Consider the following 21,365-nt stretch of genomic DNA (forward strand, 5'->3'; position numbering starts at 1 on the left):
ATGAAGGAGCGGACGATGTCGAAGACGTGGCTCATCACCGGAGCGTCCCGGGGTTTCGGGCGCAAGCTCGCCGAGGCCGCGGCGGTGGCGGGTGACCGCGTCGTCGCGACGGCGCGGCGACCGGAGCAGCTCGAAGACCTGGTGGAACGGTTCGGCGACCGGGTGCGCGCGGTCGCGCTGGACGTCACCGACCCGGACGCGGCCCGCCGGGCCGTCGAGCAGACCGTCGAGGCGTTCGGCTCGCTCGACGTGGTCGTGAACAACGCCGGCTACGCCAACAGCGCCCCCATCGAGGAGACGAGCGAGGCCGACTTCCGCGCCCAGATCGAGGCGAACCTGTTCGGCGTCGTGAACGTGACCCGCGCGGCGCTGCCGGTGTTGCGGCAACAGCGTTCCGGCACCTTCGTGCAGTTCTCGTCGGTCGGCGGCCGCGCGGGCGGCACGCCGGGCATGGGCGCCTACCAGACCGCGAAGTTCGCGGTGGAGGGCTTCTCCGAGGTGCTGGCGAACGAGGTGGCGCCGTTCGGCGTGCGGGTCGTGATCGTCGAACCGGGCGCGTTCCGCACCGACTGGCAGGGTTCCTCGATGGTCCGCCACGAGGTCGGCGCCGACTACGAGGAGACCGTGGGCGCGATCAACCGCTTCCGCGACGAGACCGACGGCGTGCAGCCGGGCGACCCCGCCCGTGGCGCGCAGGTGATCCTCGACGTCGTCGCCTCGGACGAGCCGCCGCGCCGCCTGGTGCTGGGCGCCGCCGCCGTCGAGACGGTGCTGGCGGCGGAGGCTCGGCGCACCGAGGAGACGCGGAAGTGGGCCGAGGTCAGCGCCTCCGCGGACTTCCCCGCGGACGAACGCTGACCCCGGCCCGGCGGCCCGACGACTCCCCCGCCAGGCCACGTCCCCCGTCTGAACCGCGGCCCGCCTGACAAGTCCTGGCGGGCCGCGCCCCCGAACCTCAGGCCGCCAGCGCGATGACCGGAACCGTCTGACCCATCGCCCGCGCGTACAACGCCTCGAAGCGCTCCAGGGTCGTCGCCAGCGCGTGGTGCGAGATGATCTCGCTGCTGGCGGCGCCCATCCGGGCCCGCATCGGCGCGTCGTGCACGAGCGTGTGCAGGCGCTGGGCCAGCTGGTTCACGTCGCCGGGCTCGAACAGCCAGCCGTTGCGGCCGGAGTGCACGAGGTGCGGCAGCGCCATGGCGTTCGCGGCGATCACCGGCTTGCCCGCGGCCATCGCCTCCATCGTCGCGAGGCTCTGCAGTTCCGCGACGCCGGGCATGACGAACAGGTCGGCGCGGGCGTAGGCGTCGAGCAGGTCGTCCTCGGACACGAAGCCGTGGAACCGGACCCGGTCGGTGATGCCCAGGTCGCGGGCCAGCAGCTCCCACTCCGCCTTGCAGGTGCCGTCCCCGACGATCTCGCCGAACGCTCCGGGCACGCGGGCCAGGGCGCGCAGGAACTCGTCGACGCGCTTCTCCTCGTCCAGCCGCCCGACGAACAACGCGGTCGGCCGGTCGTTGTGAGTGACCGTGCGCTGGTATCGAGCGATGTCGATGCCGCACGAGACGGGCACCGCGCGTTCGGGGAAACCGCTCTCGTGCAACAACTGCACGGCACGCGGGGTCGGCGCGGTCACCACGTCGGCGCGGCCGAAGACGCGGGCCAGGTCGCGGTAGGCGAACCTGCGTGCCATGCCCTGCAGGAACTTCGGCAGGTGGGCGTGGCTGAACAGGTTCTCCGGCATGAAGTGGTTCGTGGCGAGCGTCGGAATCCCCTGGGCGACAGCGGAGTTCAGGACGAACCGGCCCACCACGAAGTGCGCCTGGACGTGCACGACGTCCGGCTTGAGCGCCTTGACCAGCTCGTCGGCCTCCTTCGAGGCCTGCCACGGCAGGCAGAAGCGGAAGTCCGGGTAGAACGGGAGCCGGTGCGAACGCAGCCGGTGGACCGTGACACCGGGGATCTCGGTGGCCCTGGGCGAGTCCGGGGCGATGACGTGGACGTCGTGGCCGTTCTCCGCGAGACCGACCGCCAGGCGCTGCGCGAACCGCGCGGCACCGTTGACGTCCGGCGGGAACGTGTCCGCGGCGATGACGACGCGAAGCGCGCTGGAGGTGTTCACGAGAAGCTCCGTTCGGATGTTTTCACGAGGTTGACGAGCAAGTGCGAACACGCCGCAAACGGCGGCGAGAGCGCAGGCGAACAGCGCGACACCGGTCAAAGGAGACAAATGCGCGGCCTCGCCGAGCAGGAAGGCGCCGAGGCCGACCGCGACCAGCGGGTCCACCACGGTCAGGCAGGCGACGGCGAGATGAGGAGGTCCGCCCGCGTAGGCGTGCTGGACCAGCCAGCCGCCGACGGCGAGCGAGAGCGCGATGCCGAGCACGGACGCGAGGTGCGAGAGCCCGAAACCGCCTTGCTGCACCGACTGTGAGACGGCGCGCATCAGCACGGACACGTACCCGTACGCGACGCCACCGGCCGATGCGAACGCCACGGCACGAATGCGCGCGTTCGACGTAAGGGCTGCGACCACGCCCGGCACCGCGATCAGGCCGAGCGCCACGAGTCCGGCGGTGAGTTCGACGTCCGGCACCACCTTGGTCGCCGTCGCACTGCCCGAGGCGAGCAACACGAACGCACCCACGCCCACGGTCGTGAGCAGGATCGCCGGCAACTCGCGGAAACGGCGGTCCATCAACGCGGTCATGCCGATCGCGAGGACACCGATCGGCTGCACCACGGTCAGCGGCGCCATGCCGAGCGCGGCCGCGTGCACCCCGGCACCGCCGACGAGCAGCGCGAAGCCGGCGAGCCATCGCGGTTGCTTCAGGACGCTGGCCCGCGCGCCGGTCTGGGCGATCGCGTCGTGCTGCAGGCGGGCCGCCAGGGCGAAGCACACGGCACCGAACACGGCGAGCGTGATGGCGAGCATGGTCATGAGGTGCGCCTCACCTGTAGTGCCGCGATGGCGAAAAGGAGTCCATAAAGGGATGCGAACAAAACGCGTTCCGTAAGTCCGCGCGCCTCGAAACCGGCGAAGGAAACGTGGCTGACCAGAAACGCCGCGCTCGACACGCTCGCCGTTATTGCGACACCGAGCAGAGCCGGAAATTTGCGGGCGATGAGCACACCGGCCGCGGGCAGAGCCAGGAACATGACCGCTCCCGCGTACCGGTGGACGTAGCCGGACAACGAGGTCGGTGCTCCCGTCGGATCGGTCGGGAAGATCGTCGACACGGTCAGGCCCGCCGACCAGATCCCGATCAGCCACTGCGCTGACCTGCCTACACCCCGCAGGTTGACGGCGAGCAACGCCGAGACGGCCGCGAGACTAAGAGACGTCGCCGCGAGCCAGCCCGTGCCGTTGTTCACGAACACGTAGTCGCTGATCACGTCCGTGACCGGGTTGAGCTGACCCGCCGACACGACATGCAGGTAGAAAATCGGCACCAGTGAGAACACCAGTCCCCCGACCACCAGGCCCCGTCTTTTCTCCCCCGCTTGGATCACGAGAAAAGTCTCTTGTGAACGCGGTGATCAACCAATGGGGAACTCCCCCGAGGAGACCCTGAGGTGTCCCTGAGTCACCGGGGTAGGGCTAGCCCTACCTATTTCAGCTCTGCTTCAGAAATAGGCCGAATGACCCAGCTGCGTGCGGATCGCCCGGACCGCCTAGGCTGCGTGCTCGTGAGCCCGAATCCCCAGCCTGCGGTGGAAGTGTCGGGGCTGGTCAAGAGATACGGCTCGAAGACCGCCGTCGACGGCCTCGACCTCGTTCAGCAGCCCGGCACCGTTCTCGCCCTGCTCGGGCCCAACGGCGCGGGCAAGACGACGACCGTCGAGATCTGCGAGGGCTTCCGCTCGGCCGACGACGGTTCGGTGCGCGTGCTCGGGATGGCGGCGGGCTCCGAGGCGCTGCGGCCGCGGATCGGCGTGATGCCCCAGGGCGGTGGCGGTTATCCCGGCATTCGCGCCGAGGAGATGCTGAACCTCGTGGCGGCGTGTGCGGCCAATCCGCTCGATCCGTCGTGGCTGATCGAGATCCTCGGGCTCGGTGGCGCGGCCCGCACCCCGTACAAGAGGCTGTCCGGCGGTCAGCAGCAGCGGTTGTCGCTCGCGTGCGCGTTGATCGGACGCCCTGAGCTCGTGTTCCTGGACGAGCCGACCGCGGGCATGGACCCGCAGGCGCGCCGTCTGGTGTGGGATCTCGTGGGGGCTCTTCGCGACGACGGCGTGGCCGTGCTGCTGACGACGCACCTCATGGACGAGGCCGAGGCGCTCGCCGACAACGTCGTGATCATCGACGAGGGCCGTGTGGTCGCGCAGGGCTCGCCCGCCGAGCTGACCGCGAACCGGCCGGACGACCAGCAGCTGCGGTTCCGCGCGCGACCCGGTCTCGACCTCACGTTGCTGTCCGCCGCACTGCCAGAGGGCTTGAAGGTGCGCGAGGCGACGAAGGGCGCGTACGTCGTCGAAGGCATGATCGACCCACAGGTCGTGTCCACCGTGACGTCGTGGTGCGCGCAGCAGGGCGTGCTGGCCGAAGAGCTGACCGTGGCCAAGCGCAGCCTCGAAGACGTTTTCCTGGAGCTGACCGGCAGGGAGCTGCGCTCGTGACCACCTTCGCTCCCGGCACGTTCAAGCCCGCGCCCGGCCGCGGTTCGTTGCCGCGCATGCTCTTCGTGCACGCGCGCACCGAGGCGATGCTGACGTTGCGCAACGGCGAGCAGATCCTGCTCACCGTGATCATCCCGCTGGCGTTGCTGGTGGCGTTGTCGTTGATGTCGGTGATCCCGATGCCCGAGCCGCGCGTGGGTTCGGCGACGGCTCGGATCTTCGCGCTGGCGATCATCTCCTCCGCCTTCACCGGGCAGGCCATCGCACTCGGGTTCGACCGGCGTTATGGCGTGCTGAAGCGGCTTTCGGCCTCGGCGCTGCCCCGGTGGCTGCTCGTCGCCGGACGCGTCTGCGGCGCGCTGGTCGTGGTGGCTTTGCAGATGGTGCTGCTCGGGGTCACGGCGTTGGTCCTGGGCTGGCGCTTCCCGCTGGCCGGGCTGCCGTGGGTCGTGCTGCTGATCGTCCTGGGCACGCTGACGTTCGGTGCACTGGGCGTGCTGCTGGGTGGCGCGCTGCGGGCCGAGATCGTGCTGGCGCTGGCGAACATCATCTGGTTCGTGCTGCTGATGGTCGGTGGCGTGGCCCTGTCGGTGCCGGTCGGGTTCGTGCACCTGCTGCCGTCCGCCGCGCTGGCCCAGGCGCTGGAAACCTCTGTGGTGCACGGCACCGCCCCTGGTGTGGGCCCCGTCGCAGTACTCGTGGCCTGGGGCGTTGTCGCGGGCGCACTGGCGACCCGGACGACTCGTCTTACCTGACCAGACATACCATCAGGGCGTGTCGAAGCTGACCGCCTTCCTCGTGTCCTGGCAGCGCGCGTTCGCGATTGCCGTCGTCATCGCGCAGGCCGGAATCGCGGTCACCGGGTCGATCGTCCGCGTGACCGGCTCGGGCCTCGGCTGCCCGACCTGGCCGCAGTGCGTCGAGGGCAGCGTCGTCCCGGTGGAACACCCCGAGGTCGCGGCCCTGCACCAGTGGGTCGAGTTCGGCAACCGCACGCTGACCGGTGTCGTCGGCGTCATCGCGGGCCTGTGCGTGCTCGCCGCGTGGTTCCACCTGCCGCGACGCAAGCGGGTTCTCGTGCTCTCGCTCGTCCAGCTCGTCGGTGTGGCCGTGCAGGCGGTCGTCGGCGGCATCACCGTGCTGACGGGCCTTGCCTGGTACACCGTGTCGATCCACTTCATGATCTCGATGGGCCTGGTGTGGATGGCCGTGCTGCTCGTGAGCTCGCTGTCCGAGGGCGACGGCCCTGCCCGGCTGAAGGTGCCGGCGCCGTTGATGAAGCTTCAGGTCGTCATGGCCGTGGTGCTGGGCGCGTTGCTGCTGGCGGGCACCTGGGTGACGGCCGCGGGCCCGCACGCCGGTGACTCGTCGACTCCGCGCCTCGGCGTCGAGGTGGCGACGCTCGCGCAGATCCACGCGGACCTGCTGTTCCTGTTCCTCGGCCTGCTGATCGCGGTCGGGTTCTTCACCCGCACCCGCTCCTACTGGACGTTGGTCGGCGTCGTGCTCGCCCAGGGCGCGCTGGGCATGGTCCAGTACTGGACGGGCGTGCCCGAGGTGCTGGTGTCAATCCACGTGCTCGGCGCCGGTGCTGTCGTCGTTGCCACGGCTGCTTTGTGGACGTCGTCGCGCGAGCGCACGCACGAGGTCGAGTTGCCGTCTGACGATCAGGCACTCAGCAAGGCCTGAGCTTCACCCTGGTCGTTGTGGCCGGCCCAGTTCGCCGGTGTGGCCTCGAAGTTCACGTCGGTGATGGTCCTGTCGGCGCCCGCGTCGAGCAGGATGCGGATGACCTCGAGGTGGCCGCGTTCGGCCGCCAGGTGCAGCGCCGTCACGCCCTCACCGTGCATCGGCCCGCCGAAACCCGTGCGCTGGTTGGGATTCGCGCCCAGGTCGAGCAACGTGCGGGTGGCGTTCTCCAGCCCGCACCAGGCCGCCCACGCGAGCGCCGTGCCGCGGTAGACGTCCGCGTCGATCCTGGCCCCGCGCTTGAGCAGGTCGCCCAGGATCTCGGTGCGGTCGTTGCGGGCGGCCCACGACAACGCCTCGTCGAGCACTTCCTGCGGGTCGTTCGTCGGCCACCAGCGCGGAAAACCGCTGTGGGGCCGGTAATAGCCGCGCTTCGCCTCCGGTTCGGTGGCCAGATCCAGGTCACCCAGGCCGGCCGCGGTGCGCAGGTTCGGCGGGTGAACTCCGTGCCGTGCCAGGAGCTCGGCGGTTTCTTTGTTTCCCCAGAACAACGCGACCGTGAGCGGCGTGCCGCCCTCACCCCGTGCGTCCAGATCGGTGCGAGCGCCCTTGGCCAGCAGCAGTTCGGCCAGGTTCGGCAGGTTCGCGTAGGCCGCCTGATGCAACGCCGTCCAGCCGTGGACGTTCTGGTGGTCTATGTCCGCACCGTCGCCCAGCAGCACCTCGACCAGGCGTTCGTCGCACTTGGCCGTCGCCAGCCCGAGCAGGTCGTTGCCGTTGGTACCGCTGGCCTTCACGAGCCACGGGTCGCGCGTGATGATCGCCTTGAGCTCACCGGGGTTCTGCATCTCGATGGCCTGGTAGGCACGGGCGAACGGCCGCGGCTTGCGAATGTTGGCCTTGAGCGCCTTCCAGTCCTCACACCCGTGGGCCTGGGCGAGAACGCTGTGCGCGCCCTCGTCCGTCAGCGGCACGTCGTCGAAGACCTCCAGCGCACCGGGCACGCCGTCCCACGCGGAGGCCAGCAATCCCCTGGCCCGCTCCTCGTAGTACTCGATGTCGTCGCGAAACGGGTGCCACATGGCACCACGCTACTTCGGCGAGGCGGGCCTGCGCTCCCACAAAGCGGGCAGTTCCTCTGAGAGCCAACCGTAGATGTGGTCGACGGTCCTGAGCCGCATCGACCGTTCGGGATCACCGCTGAGCAACCGCATGCCGTCCTCGGTCAGCGTCTGGACGCTGGCGATGGCGTTGAGCTTGCGCTGGATGAAGTCAGTCCAGGCCTTCTCGTTGATCCGGTACTCCGCCGCCTGCCGTCCACGCCGGGTCCGCTTGGTCACCAGCCCGACGTTGACCAGGTACTTGAGGTTCGTGCTGATCGACCCGCTGCTCGCCTCCAGCTCCTGCGAGAGCTCGGCGGCGGTGCGCTCCACCGGCTGGCACACCAGCAGGTAGCCGAGAATGCGGCCACCGATCAGCGGGATGCCCTCCTCGGCGAAGTGGGCCGCGAACCGCTCGATCCAGGCGGACAGGCGGGTCTCGCGTCCGACGCTCATCTCGGTGATCCCTTTCGGTCGACACTGAAATCATCGTAGCGATCTTGTCAACGCTGGTCGAGTTCGGACGGCGCGGCACTCGCCCAGAGCGCCTCGGCCTCACCCAGAATCGACTGGAAGCCAAAGCCGTCGTCAGGACTCAGGGACGAACTTGGACTCACCGGCGGCCCTTTGGGGAGCCTGGGGCCGTAAGGCCTTCACTGAAACCCGACGTGCTCGTCGCCGCGTGGAACGGAGTGGCGGAGTCTCCCGCTGGCCCGGCTTCGGCTTCGCGGGCGCGCTCGACCTGACCCCGCTCGTCGGCGGCTGCTTCCGCCATTGCGACGAGGTCTGCCGCACCCTCGGCATCCCGACCACGCCGGTGTTCACGGCACTCGGCCACCTGAACGCCCGACCGGCCCGGCTGCGACAACGCTCCGATGGCGGCGTCGCTGATGGCCGGCGGAAACGCCGGTGCGGCCCGTGAGGTGTTGAAGAAGGGGACGGAACGGGTGGCGGACAGCCGGGACGCGCGCGGTCGCACCCCGCGCTCGTACACCCGTTTGAAATTGCGTTTTCCCGGCTGACGGTTCGTGCCGACAATGATCGGGTGATGGAGACGGCGCGGCAGGCACTGGCGGTTCTGGTCGGTGAGCGGTGGCGCTACGCCGGTCGTGCCTGCGACCTGGTCTGGCTGGGGTTCGGACCGGACGTCGAGGTGAACGACCACCGGGGTGGAACCCGCGAGGTCGCCGAGTACTCGCTGCACCTGCAGTGCTCATGGCAGGTGTTCGCCGGGGAGAAGCGCGTCACCGGTTCAGGCGACGTCTACCTGCCGCCGCGCGGGTGGAGCGGTGACGGCAACTTCGACTGGGACGTGCAGGGCGCCAACAGGTTCGACGTCTGGGCCGCCGGGCTGGTCACCTTCCTGGCCGACGAGGAGATCGTCGTGATGTCGGTCGAGATCAGCGAGAGAGGTGACCTAACGGTGTTTCTCTCGGACGGTCTGCGGATCGAAGCGCCGCGTGAGAACACTGACGCCGAGGACTGGCGGTTCTTCCGTCCCGGCACCGATAGCGACCATGTCGTCATGCCGCCCGACTGACGTCCTGCCAGCGCTCTCTGCGGTGTGCTGATACGCCTGCGGGTCTTTTGCCGGTTTCAGCTTCTGCAACCCGGACCGCCCCTCGCCCGGCATCCACCCCGCCCAGTTGCCCAACGCCGGGACCGCATCGGCCTGGTTGAGGGCCGAACACGTCACCCTCCTGGCACCTCGCCCAGGCGCTGGACCACGCCCGAAGCTTTGACACAGAATGATCAAGCTCGCACGACATGCTCTCTGTCGGGGCATACGAAAAGCGATCCGTTCAGCGACGAGGCTTGTGCAGATCTGCGGGGTCGAAGGTGACAGAGACAGTGCCGACCACGTGCACCGGTTCCCGATTGCCCGGCGTCAGCGTCACGACGTCCGAGTACACGCCACCATTCAGCCGGTGGCAGTAGATGACCGGACCGTCCGCGATGTCGAGCTCCACCCGCCAGTACGCGGGCACGCCGGCGGCGGCAAGAGCGGCGGGCTTCTCCAGGCGGTCGCTCTTCTTCGTGGACGGGCTGACGATCTCGACCACCAGCGCGACGTTCGCGACGTCGACGGACACGGTCTCGACCCGTTCGGTCGTCACGACCACGTCCGGGATGTAGCCGAAGTGCTCGCTGACCCTGACACCGATGGCGGTCAACGCCTCCATGCCCTCCGAGGCAACGGCGTCGTCGAGAATCCGGGCGAGCCTGTCCCCGACCCTCTGGTGCTCGGCGGCCGGTGCGGGAGTCACGACGAACCGCCCGTCGACCAGCTCGATACGACGGCCCTCTTGGGGGTCAAGACTCTCCCAGTCGTCCAGGGTGTAGCCGTCCCGACGCCGCGCGGTGGTCATTGCCTCACCCCTCAACTGGCCTTCTGTCTCTGGTCGACCCACAGTTCAGTGTTGCACGAGAACTGACGCTAGAAGGCGGAAGCCTTCCAACGCCAGTTGCTGGTGACCGAACAACCAGAAAGAGCTATCGCTTGGAGAAGCTCCAAGTCAGCAGACGGGCGCGAGCGGAGTCGTCTCGTCGGGCCCTGCCCGCCGGCGCCACCGGTCCAGCTTCGCGTGCTCGGTCAGCGAGATCAGCGTCTCGCGCACCGAGAGCCGGACGCGCGGGTCGCAGTTCACGACCGGCACGTCGGGCGAGATGCCCATGCCGCGAATGATGGCCTTCACGTCCGCTCGAACGGACGCGTGCACGTTGTTCAGCGCGAGCACGTACGGAATGTTGTGGTCTTCGAAGTACCGCATCGCGTCCACGGAGTCCGCGGGACGCATGACGTCGAAGAGCACCACGGCACCCACGGCGCCGCGCACCACGTCTCCCCAGCCCGCGCGTGGGTCCTGCCACTGCGGGGCCACGAAGAGGTGCAGCGCCAGGCCGGGGTCGAGCCACACGCGCCCGAACTGGATGCGCACCAGTTCCGTCACGGCGCCCGCGCGTTCCGGCGGCAGTGCGTTCATCGTCAGGAGATCGTTCTCCACGATGGACCTGATGAAAGTGCTCTTGCCCACGCCGAAGCCACCGGCGACGACAATCTTGGCCGAGGTCAGCTCCCGACCGGGCGGCCCAGGAGGGCCGAATTCGGGAAATCTAGAGCCGACGTAGTCCACTAAGCACTCTCTCCATCAACCCGAGGTCCGGCGTGTCACCGCCTGCGGAAGCGGTCTGGTGCACGTCCACCAGACCTCGTTCCGCCATGTCGCCGAGCAGCACCTTCACGACTCCCAGAGGGAGTCGCATCAGTGCGGCCACTTCCGCGACGGATCGCGGTGAGTGGCACAGCTCGACAACGCGTTGGTGCTCAGCCTGCAAGATACCTGCCGAATGCCGACTCTGATCATTGGCGGAGACAAGTGTCTCGATCTCGAGGTCGATGTTGGACCGAGTGCGCCCACCCGTCCAGGCATATGCACGAACGATCGACGAGTCCTGAGCATCCTGAATGGAGGGCTCGAAGTCTTCCTGCGGTACAACGGGAGTCGCTTCCCGCGCGGGCACCGGGTCCGGCGTGCGCGGCCGCTTTCGGCCCGAGTCCAGGGAAAACCCGTTCATCAGGTCGGCGAACGTCTGCTCGGCGGCTGTTTCGGCCCGCCTTCGTCGTCGGTGCGCGTCAGGGGACGAGCTCATGGTTCACCTCACGCTGTGCAGCTGTGCTCGCAGTTCGGGGGTGAGGATCTGGCCCACCTGCTCGACGACCACGGTCATCTCGTAGGCCACTTGACCGACGTCGCTGTCGGGGGCGGCGAGAACCGCCAAACAAGATCCGTCTCGAATGGACATGAGAAGCATGATCCCGTAGTCCATCTCGATCACGGTGCGCAACACTCCGCCACCTTCGAAGCAACGTGAAGCGCTCATCGTCAGTGCTGTGACACCGGAGGAGATCGCGGCGAGCTGCTCGGCGCGGTCCGGTGGCAGACCCGTCGACTTGGTGAGCAGCAGGCCGTCCACCGAGATCACGATCGCGTGGGCGACACCGGCCACTCGATCCGTGAAGTTCGTGATCAACCAGCCGAACTGGTCGACCTGGCGCGACTGAGGCGTGCTCATGCCTTCTCCCCGTTGTACTGGCCGTTCCCCTGGCCGCTTCCGTTCCCGTTGCCGCCGAGCGGCGCCTGACGCAGGCCCGTCTGGTAGCTGGCGAGAAAGCCCCGTGCTCGTTCCGGATCGCGCTTCGGGCCTGCGGCAGGGCGTGTGCCGTTCTCGGGACGTTCCGCGAGGTCGGGGAGCAGGTTCTTACGCGGCGCCCGTTTCGGCAACCCGGCGTCGGTCTCCCCGGCGTCCGTGGCGGGGTCTCCCGCCTGCTCCCAGACCGTCCCGCCGGGCTTCTTCCCGAACCACGACGCCACTACCGACGGTGACGATACAGGTGGGGTCGTCGCCGGCGAATGATCACCGTTGACCGATTCGCCCGAGACTCCGGTACCCCTGAACCAGGAAGACGTCGTCTCATTTGGTGACACCGGTGACACGGCCGGCACGCCGTTGTACTCGGCCGAAGCGGGGCGCGGAGTGCGCTGGGGCAACGACTCGTCGATCGCGGCGCCGCGGAACGACGACCACTCGGCGGACTCGCGCTGCTGGTCGATGGCCGGGGCGGGCGCGGGTGGCGGCGCCAGGTTCGGCGTCTTCACGACGACGTGCGGCTGCCTGGCCAGCGCGGGCTTCGGCTGCGGCAGGGCGGCGTGCCGCGGCTGCGACGGCGCCGGGGCCTCCTCGTGGGAGCGCACGAGCTCCGCGGGCACGAGCACGAACGCGCGCAGGCCCTCACGGCCCTCTCCCGCGCCGCGCAGGCGGACGGTGATGCCGTGGCGGCCCGCGAGCCTGCCGACGACGAACAGGCCCATCTGGCGGGACACGGGCACGTCGTCCTCGGTGCCGGACGACAGCCGCTCGTTGGCCTCGGTGAGCTCGGCGGGGCCCATGCCGATGCCCTGGTCGGCGACCTCGACGAGCACGGCGCCCTGCTGGTCGATCCGCGAGCCGATCATGACCTGGGTGGCGGGCGCGGAGAACGCGGTGGCGTTGTCCAGCAGCTCCGCGATCAGGCGCACGAGGTCGCTGGCCGCGTAGCCGACGATCTCGACCGACGGCGTCGACTTCACCACGACGCGCTGGTAGTGCTCGATCTCCGACGCGGCGGCGCGCAGCACGTCCGCGAGCGGCACAGGCTGACTGAACCGGCGTGCCATGTCCGTGCCGGACAGCACCATCAGGTTCTCGTTGTTGCGGCGCATGCGCGTCGCGAGGTGGTCGAGCTTGAAGAGGTTGGCGAGCTGCTCGGGGTTCTCCTCGTGCCGCTCCAGCTCCTCCATGAGCTTGAGCTGGCGTTCGACGAGGCCCTGCGAGCGGCGCGACAGGTTGACGAAGATGTTCTTCATGCCCGACCGCAGCGACGACTGCTCGACGGCGGAGCGGATGGCCTGCTCGTGCACCGCGTCGAACGCGCGAGCCAGCTGGCCGAACTCCTCCATGGAGTGCACGGGCACCGGTTCGATCGTGGTGTCCGGCGCGCGGTCGGCGCGGATCGCGGCGACGACCTCGGGGAGGTGGTGGTGCGCCACGTCGAGGGCAGAGCGCCGCAGCTCGGACAGCGAGCGCAGCAGGTAACGGCCGATGACGAAGCCGAGCGTGCCGGCGATCAGCAGCATCGCGAGCAGGATGACGGCGGCGGCGCCGGCCTTGTTGGACGTGTCGTCCTGCAGCGAGGCGGCGGTGTTCGCGAGCTCGTCCTGCAGTTCGCGGCCGACCTGTTCCATCAGCCGCGCGGTGGTGCTGGACGCCTTGTTCCAGTCGTCGACGGCGATGCCGAACTCCTGCGGCGGCTTGGGCTGGCCGGGACGCGTGGCAGGCGGCGGGGTGCCGTCGGGCTGGGTGAGCGCACGTTCGACGAGTGCGTTGCGGCTCGCCACCGCGGCACCGGTGACGGTCTGGTCGTAGGCGCGGCGCTGTTCGGTGGTGCCGATGGCCTGGAAGTCGTTCAGGCGGTCCTGCAACCGGATGTCGGACTGCTCCAGCGCGCGGACCTCCGGACCGAGGAGCTTGCCCCGGCCGATCCCGGCCAAGACGAACGCGTGCTGGAGCGAGACCTGCTCCTGCGCGATGACCATGTTGTGCAGTGCCACCGCGGTGCCCGAGATGGCGTTGTCGTTGAACTGGCCGATGAGCGCCTGTTCGAAGTCCAGCAAGGACTTCACGATCGCGGTGTAGCCGTAGGTGCCGCCGGACGGGTCGCCGCCGTCGCCGCCCTGGGCGACCTTCTCCCGCAGGTTCTTCAACGTCTCCAGCTGACCGGCGGCCTCGGCGAAGCGCTGCCGTGAGACGTCGCTCACGCCGTCGGTGCGGTCGATGCGGCGACGCACGGTCGAGACCGCGTTGTCCGTGGACCTGATCTGGTTCTGGTAGGCGCCGACACCGGAACCGCTGGTCGCGCTCTGCGCGGCGAGCGTGCGTTCCTGCTGGACGCTGGAGATCAGCGGCGCGAGATCCGCCCTGAGCCGGACCAGGCCCTGCATCTGCACGTAGTTCTCGGACCGGTCCACGTACCCGGAGATCTGCAGTGCGCCCGCGCCGACCGCGACGGCCACCGGCACCAGCAGCACGACGCCGAGCTTGACCGGCAGCCGCCAGTTGCGCCAGTCGCTGATCTTTCTCCACTCGACATTCACGAAATGGTCCCCAAGGCGCGCTCGAAGTGCCCCACTATCGGCTACCTCCTGGCCTGGTGAATCCCCGCGAGCTTGAGACCCCCGCAGCTCGATATCTCGATCAGCCGTATCGGGTGTTAGCGGATAGTAGGCCAGAGAGCGTGACGCGACAACGACCTGCGGCGTGCACGATCGATCACCCACTGTGACGACAGACCTTTTGGGGTGGTCATGCACGTTCCAGGGATTGACTCGCCGCCACGCGTGGTTACGCTTGCGCCTCCCACCCCCGGACCGGACGCGCCTTCCGCGCAGAGCCTCGCCGGGCACTCCCCGTAACGAATGCGAGCGGTTGATGACGAAGGCGCTGCCCTCCGTGTCACGCCCGGCCACCCCCGGTTTCGCGACTTTTGAAGAGCCTGCTCACTCATTGCTCATAGATGGTGACGGTGAGCCTGATTTCGGTGCCCTCCAAACGAGTGAGGATTTCCTCGTTCTGAAGCGCCGGGTCAAGCGTTTCATTCTCCCGGCGACGCTGATGTTCCTCGCTTGGTATGTCACGTTCGTATTGCTTTCAGCTTACGCCGCCGACTTCATGAGCACTCCGCTGTTCGGAACCGTGAACGTCGGCTTGACGATGGGATTCCTCCAGATCGTCACCACCATCATCATCACAATGGCGTATGCGCGTTACTCCAAGCGGAAGCTCGACCCTCAGGTCGACAAGGTGCGCGCGCTCGTCGAAACCGACGAGGAGCTCGCGTGACCGGGGCGAACACCGCGATCAACCTGTCCGTCTTCGGCATCTTCGTGCTGCTGACGCTCTACATCGTGTATCGGGCGTCGACGCGAAACGTCAGCGCGTCGGACTACTACGCGGCGGGCAGCAGTTTCACGGGCACGCAGAACGGCATCGCACTCTCGGGTGACTTCCTGTCCGCGGCGTCGTTCCTGGGCATCTCCGGCGCTATCGCCGTGAACGGTTACGACGGCTTCATGTACTCGATCGGGTGGGTGGTCGCCTGGCTGATCGGCCTGATGCTCATCTCGGAACGGCTGCGCAACACCGGCCGCTTCACCATGGGCGACGTCATGGCGTTCCGCATGCGCCAGCGCCCCGTGCGCGCTGCCGCGGCGAACTCGACCCTGGTGATCTCGCTGTTCTACATGATCGCGCAGATGGCGGGCGCCGGCGGCCTGATGGCGCTGCTCCTGGACGTGCACAGCAAGGTAGGCCAGGCCATCATCATCGCGGTCGTCGGCATCGTCATGGTGCTGTACGTGCTGGTCGGCGGCATGAAGGGCACCACGTGGGTGCAGATCATCAAGGCCGTGCTGCTGCTTCTGTCCGTGTCGCTGCTGACCATCTTCCTGATCGGCAAGTTCGGCTTCGACTTCTCCTCGATGCTCGACCGCGCGACGCAGCGCTCGCCGCTGGGCGAGGCCGTGCTGTCGCCGGGCGTGAAGTACGGCGCCTCGGACCTGTCGAAAATCGACTTCATCTCTCTTGCGCTGGCGCTCGTGCTCGGCACCGCGTCGCTCCCCCACGTGCTGATGCGCTTCTACACGGTGCCGAACGCCCGCGAGGCGCGTAAGTCCGTCGTGTGGGCCACGTGGATGATGGCGATCTTCTACTCGTGCACGCTGGTCATCGGCTTCGGCGCGATGGCACTGGTGGGCACGGACAAGATCACCGGCGCCCCCGGCGGCGAGAACTCGGCGGCGCCCCTGCTGGCGTTCCAGGTCGGTGGCACCGTGCTCCTCGGCATCGTGTGCGCCGTGGCGTTCGCCACGATCCTCGCCGTGGTCGCCGGCCTGACGCTGACGGCCTCCGCCTCGTTCGCGCACGACGTCTACGCGAACGTGATCAAGCACGGCGAGGCCGACCCGCGCGAGGAGGTCAAGATCGCGCGCATCACCGCGGTCTGCGTCGGCGTGCTCGCGATCGTCGGCGGCATCGCGGCGAACGGCCAGAACGTCGCCTTCCTGGTCGCGCTGGCGTTCGCGCTGGCCGCCTCCGCGAACCTGCCGACGCTGCTGTACTCGTTGTTCTGGAAGCGGTTCAACACGCGCGGCACGCTGTGGAGCATCTACGGCGGCCTCACGTCGTGCGTGCTGCTGATCGCGTTCTCCCCCGCCATCTCCGGCTCGAAGTCGTCGGTGTTCCCCGACGCCGACTTCGCGATCTTCCCGTTGTCGAACCCGGGCATCGTGTCGATCCCGCTGTCGTTCCTGGCCGGGTTCCTGGGCACGATCCTCGGCGGCGAGCGCGCGGACGCGGCCAAGCAGGCGGAGATGGAGGTGCGCGGGCTGACCGGCATCGGGTCAGGCCTGCGCTAGCAACTCCTCCACCGCCTTGTTGAACACCTCGGGGCGTTCCAGATTCGGCATGTGCGCGGCGCCGTCGACCACGACCAGCGTCGAACCCGGAACGCGCTCGCTCATGTACTCGGCATCGCTGACCGGGGTGTACTCGTCGTCGCTGCCGACGATCACCAGCGTCGGCACGGTGATCGTCGTGAGGGTCTCGGTGTAGTCGGGCCGCTCCGCGCGGCCTCGCAACGCCGCTGCGGCGCCCTCGGGCGGTGCGTTGTGCATGAGCTGTGCGACGAACTCGCCGACGGCCGGGTTGTGCGGTGACACCATCTTCCACTGCACCTCGGTGGTGTAGCCCGACATGCCCTCGCGCAGCAGCCGGTCGGCCATGGCGTTGCGGTTCCTGCGGCCGTCCTCGGTCTCCGCCTGCGCGAACGTGTCGGCGAGGATCAGGCCGCGCAGGCGTTCGGGGAACGTCCGCGCGCACTCCATGACGATCTGCCCGCCCATCGACAGGCCACCGAGCACGAACCTCTCGACGCCGAGGTGGTCGAGCAGCCCCGCGACGTCGGACGCGAAGACGTCCAGCGGCGTGACGCCGGGAACGACGGTGGTCTCGCCGTAACCGCGCAGGTCGGCGGCGATCACCCGCCAGCCCGCGGCGCTGAAGTGCTCGACCTGCGGGCGCCACATCGAGCGGTCGAAGGGATGGCCGTGCACCAGCACCAGCACGTCGTCGCCGGTGCCTTCGTCGTCGTAGCCGATGGTGATGCCGTTGACGTTCGCGGTGGTCATGTTCCGACCGTAGCGCGAACTAGGACGCGGCTTCCTGGATCACCTTGCTGAAACGGGAGGCAGCTTCGGCGGTCGTGAGCTTGAAGCCCAGCGACGGTTCGGTCAGCTCCAGTTCGAGCAGCAGCGGTTCGCCGCCGGGGCCTTCGACGACGTCCACGCGGGCGTAGAGGAAGTCCGTGCGCCGCAACGAGAGCAACTCGGCGGCCACGTCGAGGACCTGGTTCGCGAGCGCGACCTGACCGTCAGAAGGCTCGATGCTGCTCAGCCTCTCCTCGACGTAGAGGCCGGACTCCGCCTCACCGAGGCCCTGGGCCAGCATCGGTCCTTTGTGGAACGAGTGGGAGTACTCGCCGGCGAAGAACACCAGCGCCGTCTCGCCGTTCGCGTCCACACTGGACTGGTAGGGCTGCACCAGGGCTTTGACACCGATGGCTTCGAGGTGAGCGTGAGCCGCCGCGTGGTCGGTGAACCGACCGGCGCCGCGCGAACCCGCGCCGACCGCCGGCTTCACCACGAACTCGCCGTCCGGGAACACCGGGGTCTCCCCCGGCCGCACCACGGCGGTGGGCACGACGGCGACACCGTGTGCGGCCAGTTCGGCCATGTAGGACTTGTCGATGTTCCAGCGCACGACCGAGGCCGGGTTCGCCAGCTCGGGCACGCCGGCGCACCACGTCAGGAAGGCGTCCAGGCGGTCCGGGTAGTCCCAGGTCGCGCGCAGGACCACCAGGTCGGCGTCGACCTCGCCGCCCCAGGGCTGCCACGACACGTCGACACCGTCCCGGACAAGGGCGGCGACCAGCGCTTCCTCGTCGCCGTCGCCCTCGGGCAGACCGTCGCACGAGGCGAGCACGACCTTCATGACCGCATCTTGGCCATCTTGCGGCGGTGCGCGGAGCCGATCTTGGTGGCGGCGGTGGTCTCGCGGTCCCATTCGGACTGCTCGACGTTGTCGGCGGCCTCGACGGCCTTGGTGGCGGACTCGACGTCCTTGGTCATCACGTCGCCCATGGCGCCGTCCGCGCCGACCAGCACGATCCGCGCGCCGGCCCGGCCGATCGGTTCCACGACGGCCCTGACCGCGGTGCCCGGCTTGCCGTGGGCCTGCACGAACTCGGCGATGCGCTTCTGAGTGGTTTGATCAGACACCCCCACACTGTAAAACCAGCGGGTAGCTTCAGTCGGGTGACCACCGACACGCTCACGTCGTTCCTCACGTGGTACTTCGACCACCACCCCGCGCACGCGGCCCAGGCCGGCTCGCTGGAGCACTACTCCACCTTCGGGGATTTCTCCGCTGCCGCGTTCGAGCAGCGGGCCAGAGAGATCGAGGAGTGGCTGGCGCGGCTGGAGCCGTTGCCGAGGTCGGTGGACCGCGATCTGGCGCTGTCGGTGCTGCGCGGAGCGTCGGCGCACGAGATGTGGCCGGGCTGGCGGCGCGATCCGCACGAGTACGCCGGGGTGGTGTTCTTCGGGCTGCTGGCGCCGTTCCTGCACCGCCTGCTGCCCGAGGCCGACATCGTCGCCTCCACGGTCGCGAAGCTGCGCGAGGTGCCCGCGGTGCTCGCCGCCGCCGAGGCGAACCTCGACGCGTCCCTGGCATCGCCGCTGGTCGTGCGGCGGGCGTTGGACCAGGTGCGGACGGGCCGGTCGTTCCTGCTGGACTCGTTGCCGCTGGAGGCGGCGCCGGAGTTCCGCGCGGCGCTGGCCGAGGCCGCCGAGCCCGCCGCGGACGCGTTCGACCGGCACGCGGCGTTCCTCGAAGACCTGGCCGTGCGGGCGACCGGCGACTGGCGGATGGGCGAGAAGCTCTACTCGACCTTGTTGCAGGACAAGGAGATGCTCGGCTACGGCGCACCGGAGCTGCACCAGCGCGGGCAGGACGCCTACGCGGAGCTGGAAGCCGAACTGATCGAGCTCGCGGGCTCGCCGGACTGGCGTTCGGTGATGAGCTCGCTGCAGGACGACCACCCGCCGACGCTGGAGGCGATGCGCGCCGAGTACGAGGCCGAGACGGCACGGGCGCGGGCGGCGCTGGTCGAGCACTCGCTCGTGACGCTGCCCGAGGGCGAGGAGTGCCACGTGGTGCCGGGGCCGCCGTTCCACCGCGCGGTCATGGCGGTGGCGAGCTACCTCGGCCCGCCCGCGCTGACGTCGCGGCGAGCCGGCTACTTCTTCGTGCCGTTCACGCCGGACGGCGCCTCGGACGAGCAGGTCACGCACCGCCTGCGCACCAACGCGCGGTCGCAGTTGCCGACGATCTCGGTGCACGAGGCCTATCCCGGCCACCACTGGCATCTGACGTGGCTGGCGGCGCAGGGCCCGGCGCACCCGTTGCGCAAGGTGTTCCGAACGCCGTACTTCTCCGAGGGCTGGGCGCTGTACTCGGAGAAGCTGCTGCGCTCGGTCGGCCACTACACGTCCCAGGGCGCGTTGATGGGGCACGTCGAGGCGCGGCTGTTCCGGGCGGCGCGGATGATCGTCGACACGGCCCTGCACTGCGGCGACATGACACCGGCCGAGGCCGAAGCGTTCATGGTGGCGCGCACGGCGCTGACGCCGGGCACCGCGGTGGGCGAGGTCAAGCGGTACTGCACGCGTCCGACGCAGGCGCCGTCGTACCTGACCGGGGCGTTGGAGATCGACCTGATCCGTGACGAGTACCTGGCCGCGGGGCTGGGATCGCTGCGCGACTTCCACGACCGGATCGCGGGGTCCGGCGCGCTGCCGCTGGGGCTCGCGCGCCGGGTCGCCCTGGGCGAGGACTAGCCCCGCCGTGACGGTCGTCCTCTCCGTACCGCCCGCCGGGCCGGCGCCCGCTCTGCGGTTGCGGCCGTGGCAGCCGGACGATCTCCCGGCGCTGCTGGCGGCGCACCGCGATCCACTGCTGCGCCGCTGGCTGGCCACCTCCCTGACAGGTGAGGCCGAGGCCCGGCAGTGGCTGGACGCGCAGGAAGCCGGCTGGGCGAGGGCGTCCCGGCTCAGCTTCGCCGTGGTCGCCGACGCCGACGACCGTTCCCCACTGGGCCACGTGGTGGTGAAGCCGACCTCGGCCGGCACAGCCGAGGTCGGCTACTGGACCGCCGCCCGCGCTCGGGGGCTGGGAATCGCCGCCCGCGCGGTGGACACCTTGTCGCACTGGGCGTTGGACGCCCAGGACGTGGTCGCGCTCACCCGGCTGGAACTGGTGCACGCGGGCGGCAACCACCCGTCCTGCCGGGTGGCGGTCAAGTGCGGCTACGTCCTGCAGGACCTGCTCCCGGCCGCACCGCCGGCGTTCCCCGCCGAGGGACACCGGCACGTGCGCCGCTAGGCGGGGCGGTAGGCCTGGCCGGCCGCCGTCAGCGCCGTACCGGTGGAGAGTCCGGTCGGACTTGTCTTCGTGGACAGGGTGAACCACGAGTAACGCTCCACGAAGGACAGTCCGTCGAGCATCCTGGTCGACGCGGTGATGAACGCGGTCTGCTGTTGCTGACTCGGGTAGACCGCGCGGCCGGAGCGCCAGTCGATCAGCGCGTACTCCGTGAGCCAGATCGGCTTCTTGTAGCGGTTGTGGACGTTGCGCAGGTACGACTCCAGATGTCCGGTGGCCGCGGAGGAGAAGTCCTGGCCGTACCAGTGCAGCGGGATGAAGTCGACGCGCAGGTTGCGCGCCTTGGCCCCCGCCATGAACCGGTCGAGCCAGCCGCCCGCGACGTCACCGCCGAACGCGACGCCGGGTGCGCCGAGCCTCAGTCCGGTGTTCTGCAGGCGTGGCCACAGGTCCAGGGCGCGTTCGACGGTCGTGTTCGCCTGGCCCGCCATGTCAGGTTCGTTGAACCCCAGCAGTTGCCGGCCGTTGGCCTTCGCCTTGGTCAGCTCGGCGTCGGTCACGCCGGCGGCGCCCCAGATCATCGGGACGAACTCGGCGTTGCTCTGGATCCCTCGCCGGTCCGAGGCCCAGGTGTAGTACCAGCGGGCGTCCAGCGCGGTCATGGCGGCGCCGGCCGGACCGGGGTCGTCGGCCGCGTTCACGCCCTTCTTGGCGGAGGCGGCATGGGATGGAAGCGCTCCCATGAGGAGCAGACATGCGATCAGCAGCAGGGTTGTTTTTCGCATGGATCGGTCTTACCAGGGTCGCGCTCCTTTTGCTCCCACCAGCTGGGAGGGGGAACATCGGGGTCACGGCCCGGGT

Annotated in this window: 23 protein-coding genes; 10 read left to right on the plus strand and 13 right to left on the minus strand. The window is 69.1% G+C overall.

What is annotated here, in order from left to right; all coding sequences use genetic code 11:
• Positions 1–15 precede the first annotated feature (15 nt).
• On the plus strand, positions 16–858 hold the full coding sequence (locus ACIRG5_RS34485) for an oxidoreductase (protein WP_402912707.1): 843 nt from the start codon (positions 16–18) through the stop codon (positions 856–858).
• Positions 859–955: 97 nt separating this feature from the next.
• Here ACIRG5_RS34485 and ACIRG5_RS34490 read toward each other — a convergent pair whose 3' ends face one another.
• Positions 956–2,941: a glycosyltransferase gene (locus ACIRG5_RS34490; RefSeq protein ID WP_402912709.1), complete on the minus strand. Its 1,986-nt coding sequence runs from the start codon at positions 2,939–2,941 to the stop codon at positions 956–958.
• Positions 2,938–3,513 carry a DUF998 domain-containing protein gene (locus tag ACIRG5_RS34495; RefSeq protein ID WP_402912710.1) on the minus strand — a complete coding sequence of 192 codons (576 nt, stop codon included), beginning with the start codon at positions 3,511–3,513 and terminating at the stop codon, positions 2,938–2,940. The genes ACIRG5_RS34490 and ACIRG5_RS34495 overlap by 4 nt, the downstream gene beginning before the upstream one ends.
• Before the next feature lie 201 nt (positions 3,514–3,714).
• On the opposite strand from ACIRG5_RS34495, the gene ACIRG5_RS34500 reads away from it, so the two are divergent.
• From ACIRG5_RS34500 to ACIRG5_RS34510, 3 genes are read left to right on the plus strand one after another with little or no spacing between them, the layout of a single operon-like run.
• On the plus strand, positions 3,715–4,620 hold the full coding sequence (locus ACIRG5_RS34500) for an ABC transporter ATP-binding protein (protein WP_402913324.1): 906 nt from the start codon (positions 3,715–3,717) through the stop codon (positions 4,618–4,620).
• Positions 4,617–5,375: an ABC transporter permease gene (locus tag ACIRG5_RS34505; protein WP_402912712.1), complete on the plus strand. Its 759-nt coding sequence runs from the start codon at positions 4,617–4,619 to the stop codon at positions 5,373–5,375. Before ACIRG5_RS34500 ends, ACIRG5_RS34505 begins: the two co-directional genes overlap by 4 nt.
• 19 nt (positions 5,376–5,394) lie before the next feature.
• Positions 5,395–6,309 (plus strand): heme A synthase, encoded by a 915-nt coding sequence (locus ACIRG5_RS34510; protein ID WP_402912714.1) that lies wholly within the window; start codon positions 5,395–5,397, stop codon positions 6,307–6,309.
• Here the strand turns inward: ACIRG5_RS34510 and ACIRG5_RS34515 are convergent.
• The gene (locus tag ACIRG5_RS34515; protein WP_402912717.1) at positions 6,288–7,391 is read right to left on the minus strand and encodes an ankyrin repeat domain-containing protein; all 1,104 of its coding nucleotides are present in this window, start codon (positions 7,389–7,391) and stop codon (positions 6,288–6,290) included. The two genes, ACIRG5_RS34510 and ACIRG5_RS34515, sit on opposite strands and share 22 nt — an antisense overlap.
• 9 nt (positions 7,392–7,400) lie before the next feature.
• A complete protein-coding gene (locus ACIRG5_RS34520) occupies positions 7,401–7,865 on the minus strand; it encodes a transcriptional regulator (RefSeq protein ID WP_319979224.1) in 465 nt (154 codons plus the stop codon).
• A 226-nt stretch (positions 7,866–8,091) separates the two neighbouring features.
• Here ACIRG5_RS34520 and ACIRG5_RS34525 point away from each other — a divergent pair, with 226 nt between their 5' ends.
• Entirely contained in the window at positions 8,092–8,331 is a 240-nt protein-coding gene (locus ACIRG5_RS34525) for a hypothetical protein (RefSeq protein WP_402912720.1), read from the plus strand.
• A 123-nt stretch (positions 8,332–8,454) separates the two neighbouring features.
• A complete protein-coding gene (locus tag ACIRG5_RS34530; protein WP_402912722.1) occupies positions 8,455–8,949 on the plus strand; it encodes a hypothetical protein in 495 nt (164 codons plus the stop codon).
• 262 nt (positions 8,950–9,211) lie between these two features.
• On the opposite strand, the gene ACIRG5_RS34535 is transcribed toward ACIRG5_RS34530, so the two are convergent.
• The 5 genes from ACIRG5_RS34535 to ACIRG5_RS34555 form a co-directional block, all read right to left on the minus strand.
• Entirely contained in the window at positions 9,212–9,778 is a 567-nt protein-coding gene (locus tag ACIRG5_RS34535) for a Uma2 family endonuclease (RefSeq protein WP_402912725.1), read from the minus strand.
• A gap of 147 nt (positions 9,779–9,925) precedes the next feature.
• On the minus strand, positions 9,926–10,444 hold the full coding sequence (locus ACIRG5_RS34540) for an ATP-binding protein (protein ID WP_319979221.1): 519 nt from the start codon (positions 10,442–10,444) through the stop codon (positions 9,926–9,928).
• Positions 10,445–10,523: 79 nt separating this feature from the next.
• Positions 10,524–11,060, minus strand: a complete 537-nt coding sequence (locus tag ACIRG5_RS34545; RefSeq protein WP_402912729.1) for a DUF742 domain-containing protein — start codon at positions 11,058–11,060, stop codon at positions 10,524–10,526.
• A gap of 3 nt (positions 11,061–11,063) precedes the next feature.
• On the minus strand, positions 11,064–11,483 hold the full coding sequence (locus tag ACIRG5_RS34550; RefSeq protein ID WP_319971141.1) for a roadblock/LC7 domain-containing protein: 420 nt from the start codon (positions 11,481–11,483) through the stop codon (positions 11,064–11,066).
• The gene (locus ACIRG5_RS34555) at positions 11,480–14,101 is read right to left on the minus strand and encodes a nitrate- and nitrite sensing domain-containing protein (RefSeq protein ID WP_402912733.1); all 2,622 of its coding nucleotides are present in this window, start codon (positions 14,099–14,101) and stop codon (positions 11,480–11,482) included. The genes ACIRG5_RS34550 and ACIRG5_RS34555 overlap by 4 nt, the downstream gene beginning before the upstream one ends.
• A gap of 334 nt (positions 14,102–14,435) precedes the next feature.
• Here ACIRG5_RS34555 and ACIRG5_RS34560 point away from each other — a divergent pair, with 334 nt between their 5' ends.
• Together ACIRG5_RS34560 and ACIRG5_RS34565 are read left to right on the plus strand one after the other, a co-directional pair.
• Positions 14,436–14,846 (plus strand): DUF485 domain-containing protein, encoded by a 411-nt coding sequence (locus ACIRG5_RS34560; RefSeq protein WP_402912735.1) that lies wholly within the window; start codon positions 14,436–14,438, stop codon positions 14,844–14,846.
• Complete coding sequence (locus tag ACIRG5_RS34565) at positions 14,843–16,420, plus strand: cation acetate symporter (RefSeq protein WP_402912738.1); 1,578 nt, start codon at positions 14,843–14,845, stop codon at positions 16,418–16,420. Before ACIRG5_RS34560 ends, ACIRG5_RS34565 begins: the two co-directional genes overlap by 4 nt.
• Here ACIRG5_RS34565 and ACIRG5_RS34570 read toward each other — a convergent pair.
• From ACIRG5_RS34570 to ACIRG5_RS34580, 3 genes are read right to left on the minus strand one after another with little or no spacing between them, the layout of a single operon-like run.
• A complete protein-coding gene (locus tag ACIRG5_RS34570) occupies positions 16,406–17,191 on the minus strand; it encodes an alpha/beta fold hydrolase (protein WP_402912741.1) in 786 nt (261 codons plus the stop codon). The two genes, ACIRG5_RS34565 and ACIRG5_RS34570, sit on opposite strands and share 15 nt — an antisense overlap.
• Before the next feature lie 19 nt (positions 17,192–17,210).
• Entirely contained in the window at positions 17,211–18,053 is an 843-nt protein-coding gene (locus tag ACIRG5_RS34575) for a RimK family alpha-L-glutamate ligase (protein ID WP_402912743.1), read from the minus strand.
• Positions 18,050–18,340 (minus strand): hypothetical protein, encoded by a 291-nt coding sequence (locus ACIRG5_RS34580; protein WP_401033806.1) that lies wholly within the window; start codon positions 18,338–18,340, stop codon positions 18,050–18,052. The genes ACIRG5_RS34575 and ACIRG5_RS34580 overlap by 4 nt, the downstream gene beginning before the upstream one ends.
• A 36-nt stretch (positions 18,341–18,376) precedes the next feature.
• Here ACIRG5_RS34580 and ACIRG5_RS34585 point away from each other — a divergent pair, with 36 nt between their 5' ends.
• Positions 18,377–19,960: a DUF885 domain-containing protein gene (locus tag ACIRG5_RS34585; protein WP_402912746.1), complete on the plus strand. Its 1,584-nt coding sequence runs from the start codon at positions 18,377–18,379 to the stop codon at positions 19,958–19,960.
• A 7-nt stretch (positions 19,961–19,967) separates the two neighbouring features.
• The gene (locus ACIRG5_RS34590) at positions 19,968–20,504 is read left to right on the plus strand and encodes a GNAT family N-acetyltransferase (protein WP_402912749.1); all 537 of its coding nucleotides are present in this window, start codon (positions 19,968–19,970) and stop codon (positions 20,502–20,504) included.
• Here the strand turns inward: ACIRG5_RS34590 and ACIRG5_RS34595 are convergent.
• Positions 20,501–21,289, minus strand: a complete 789-nt coding sequence (locus ACIRG5_RS34595) for a glycoside hydrolase family protein (protein WP_402912752.1) — start codon at positions 21,287–21,289, stop codon at positions 20,501–20,503. The two genes, ACIRG5_RS34590 and ACIRG5_RS34595, sit on opposite strands and share 4 nt — an antisense overlap.
• Positions 21,290–21,365 lie beyond the last annotated feature (76 nt).

Source organism: Lentzea sp. NPDC102401 (genome assembly GCF_044765805.1).
Classification (GTDB): Bacteria; Actinomycetota; Actinomycetes; order Mycobacteriales; family Pseudonocardiaceae; genus Lentzea; species Lentzea sokolovensis.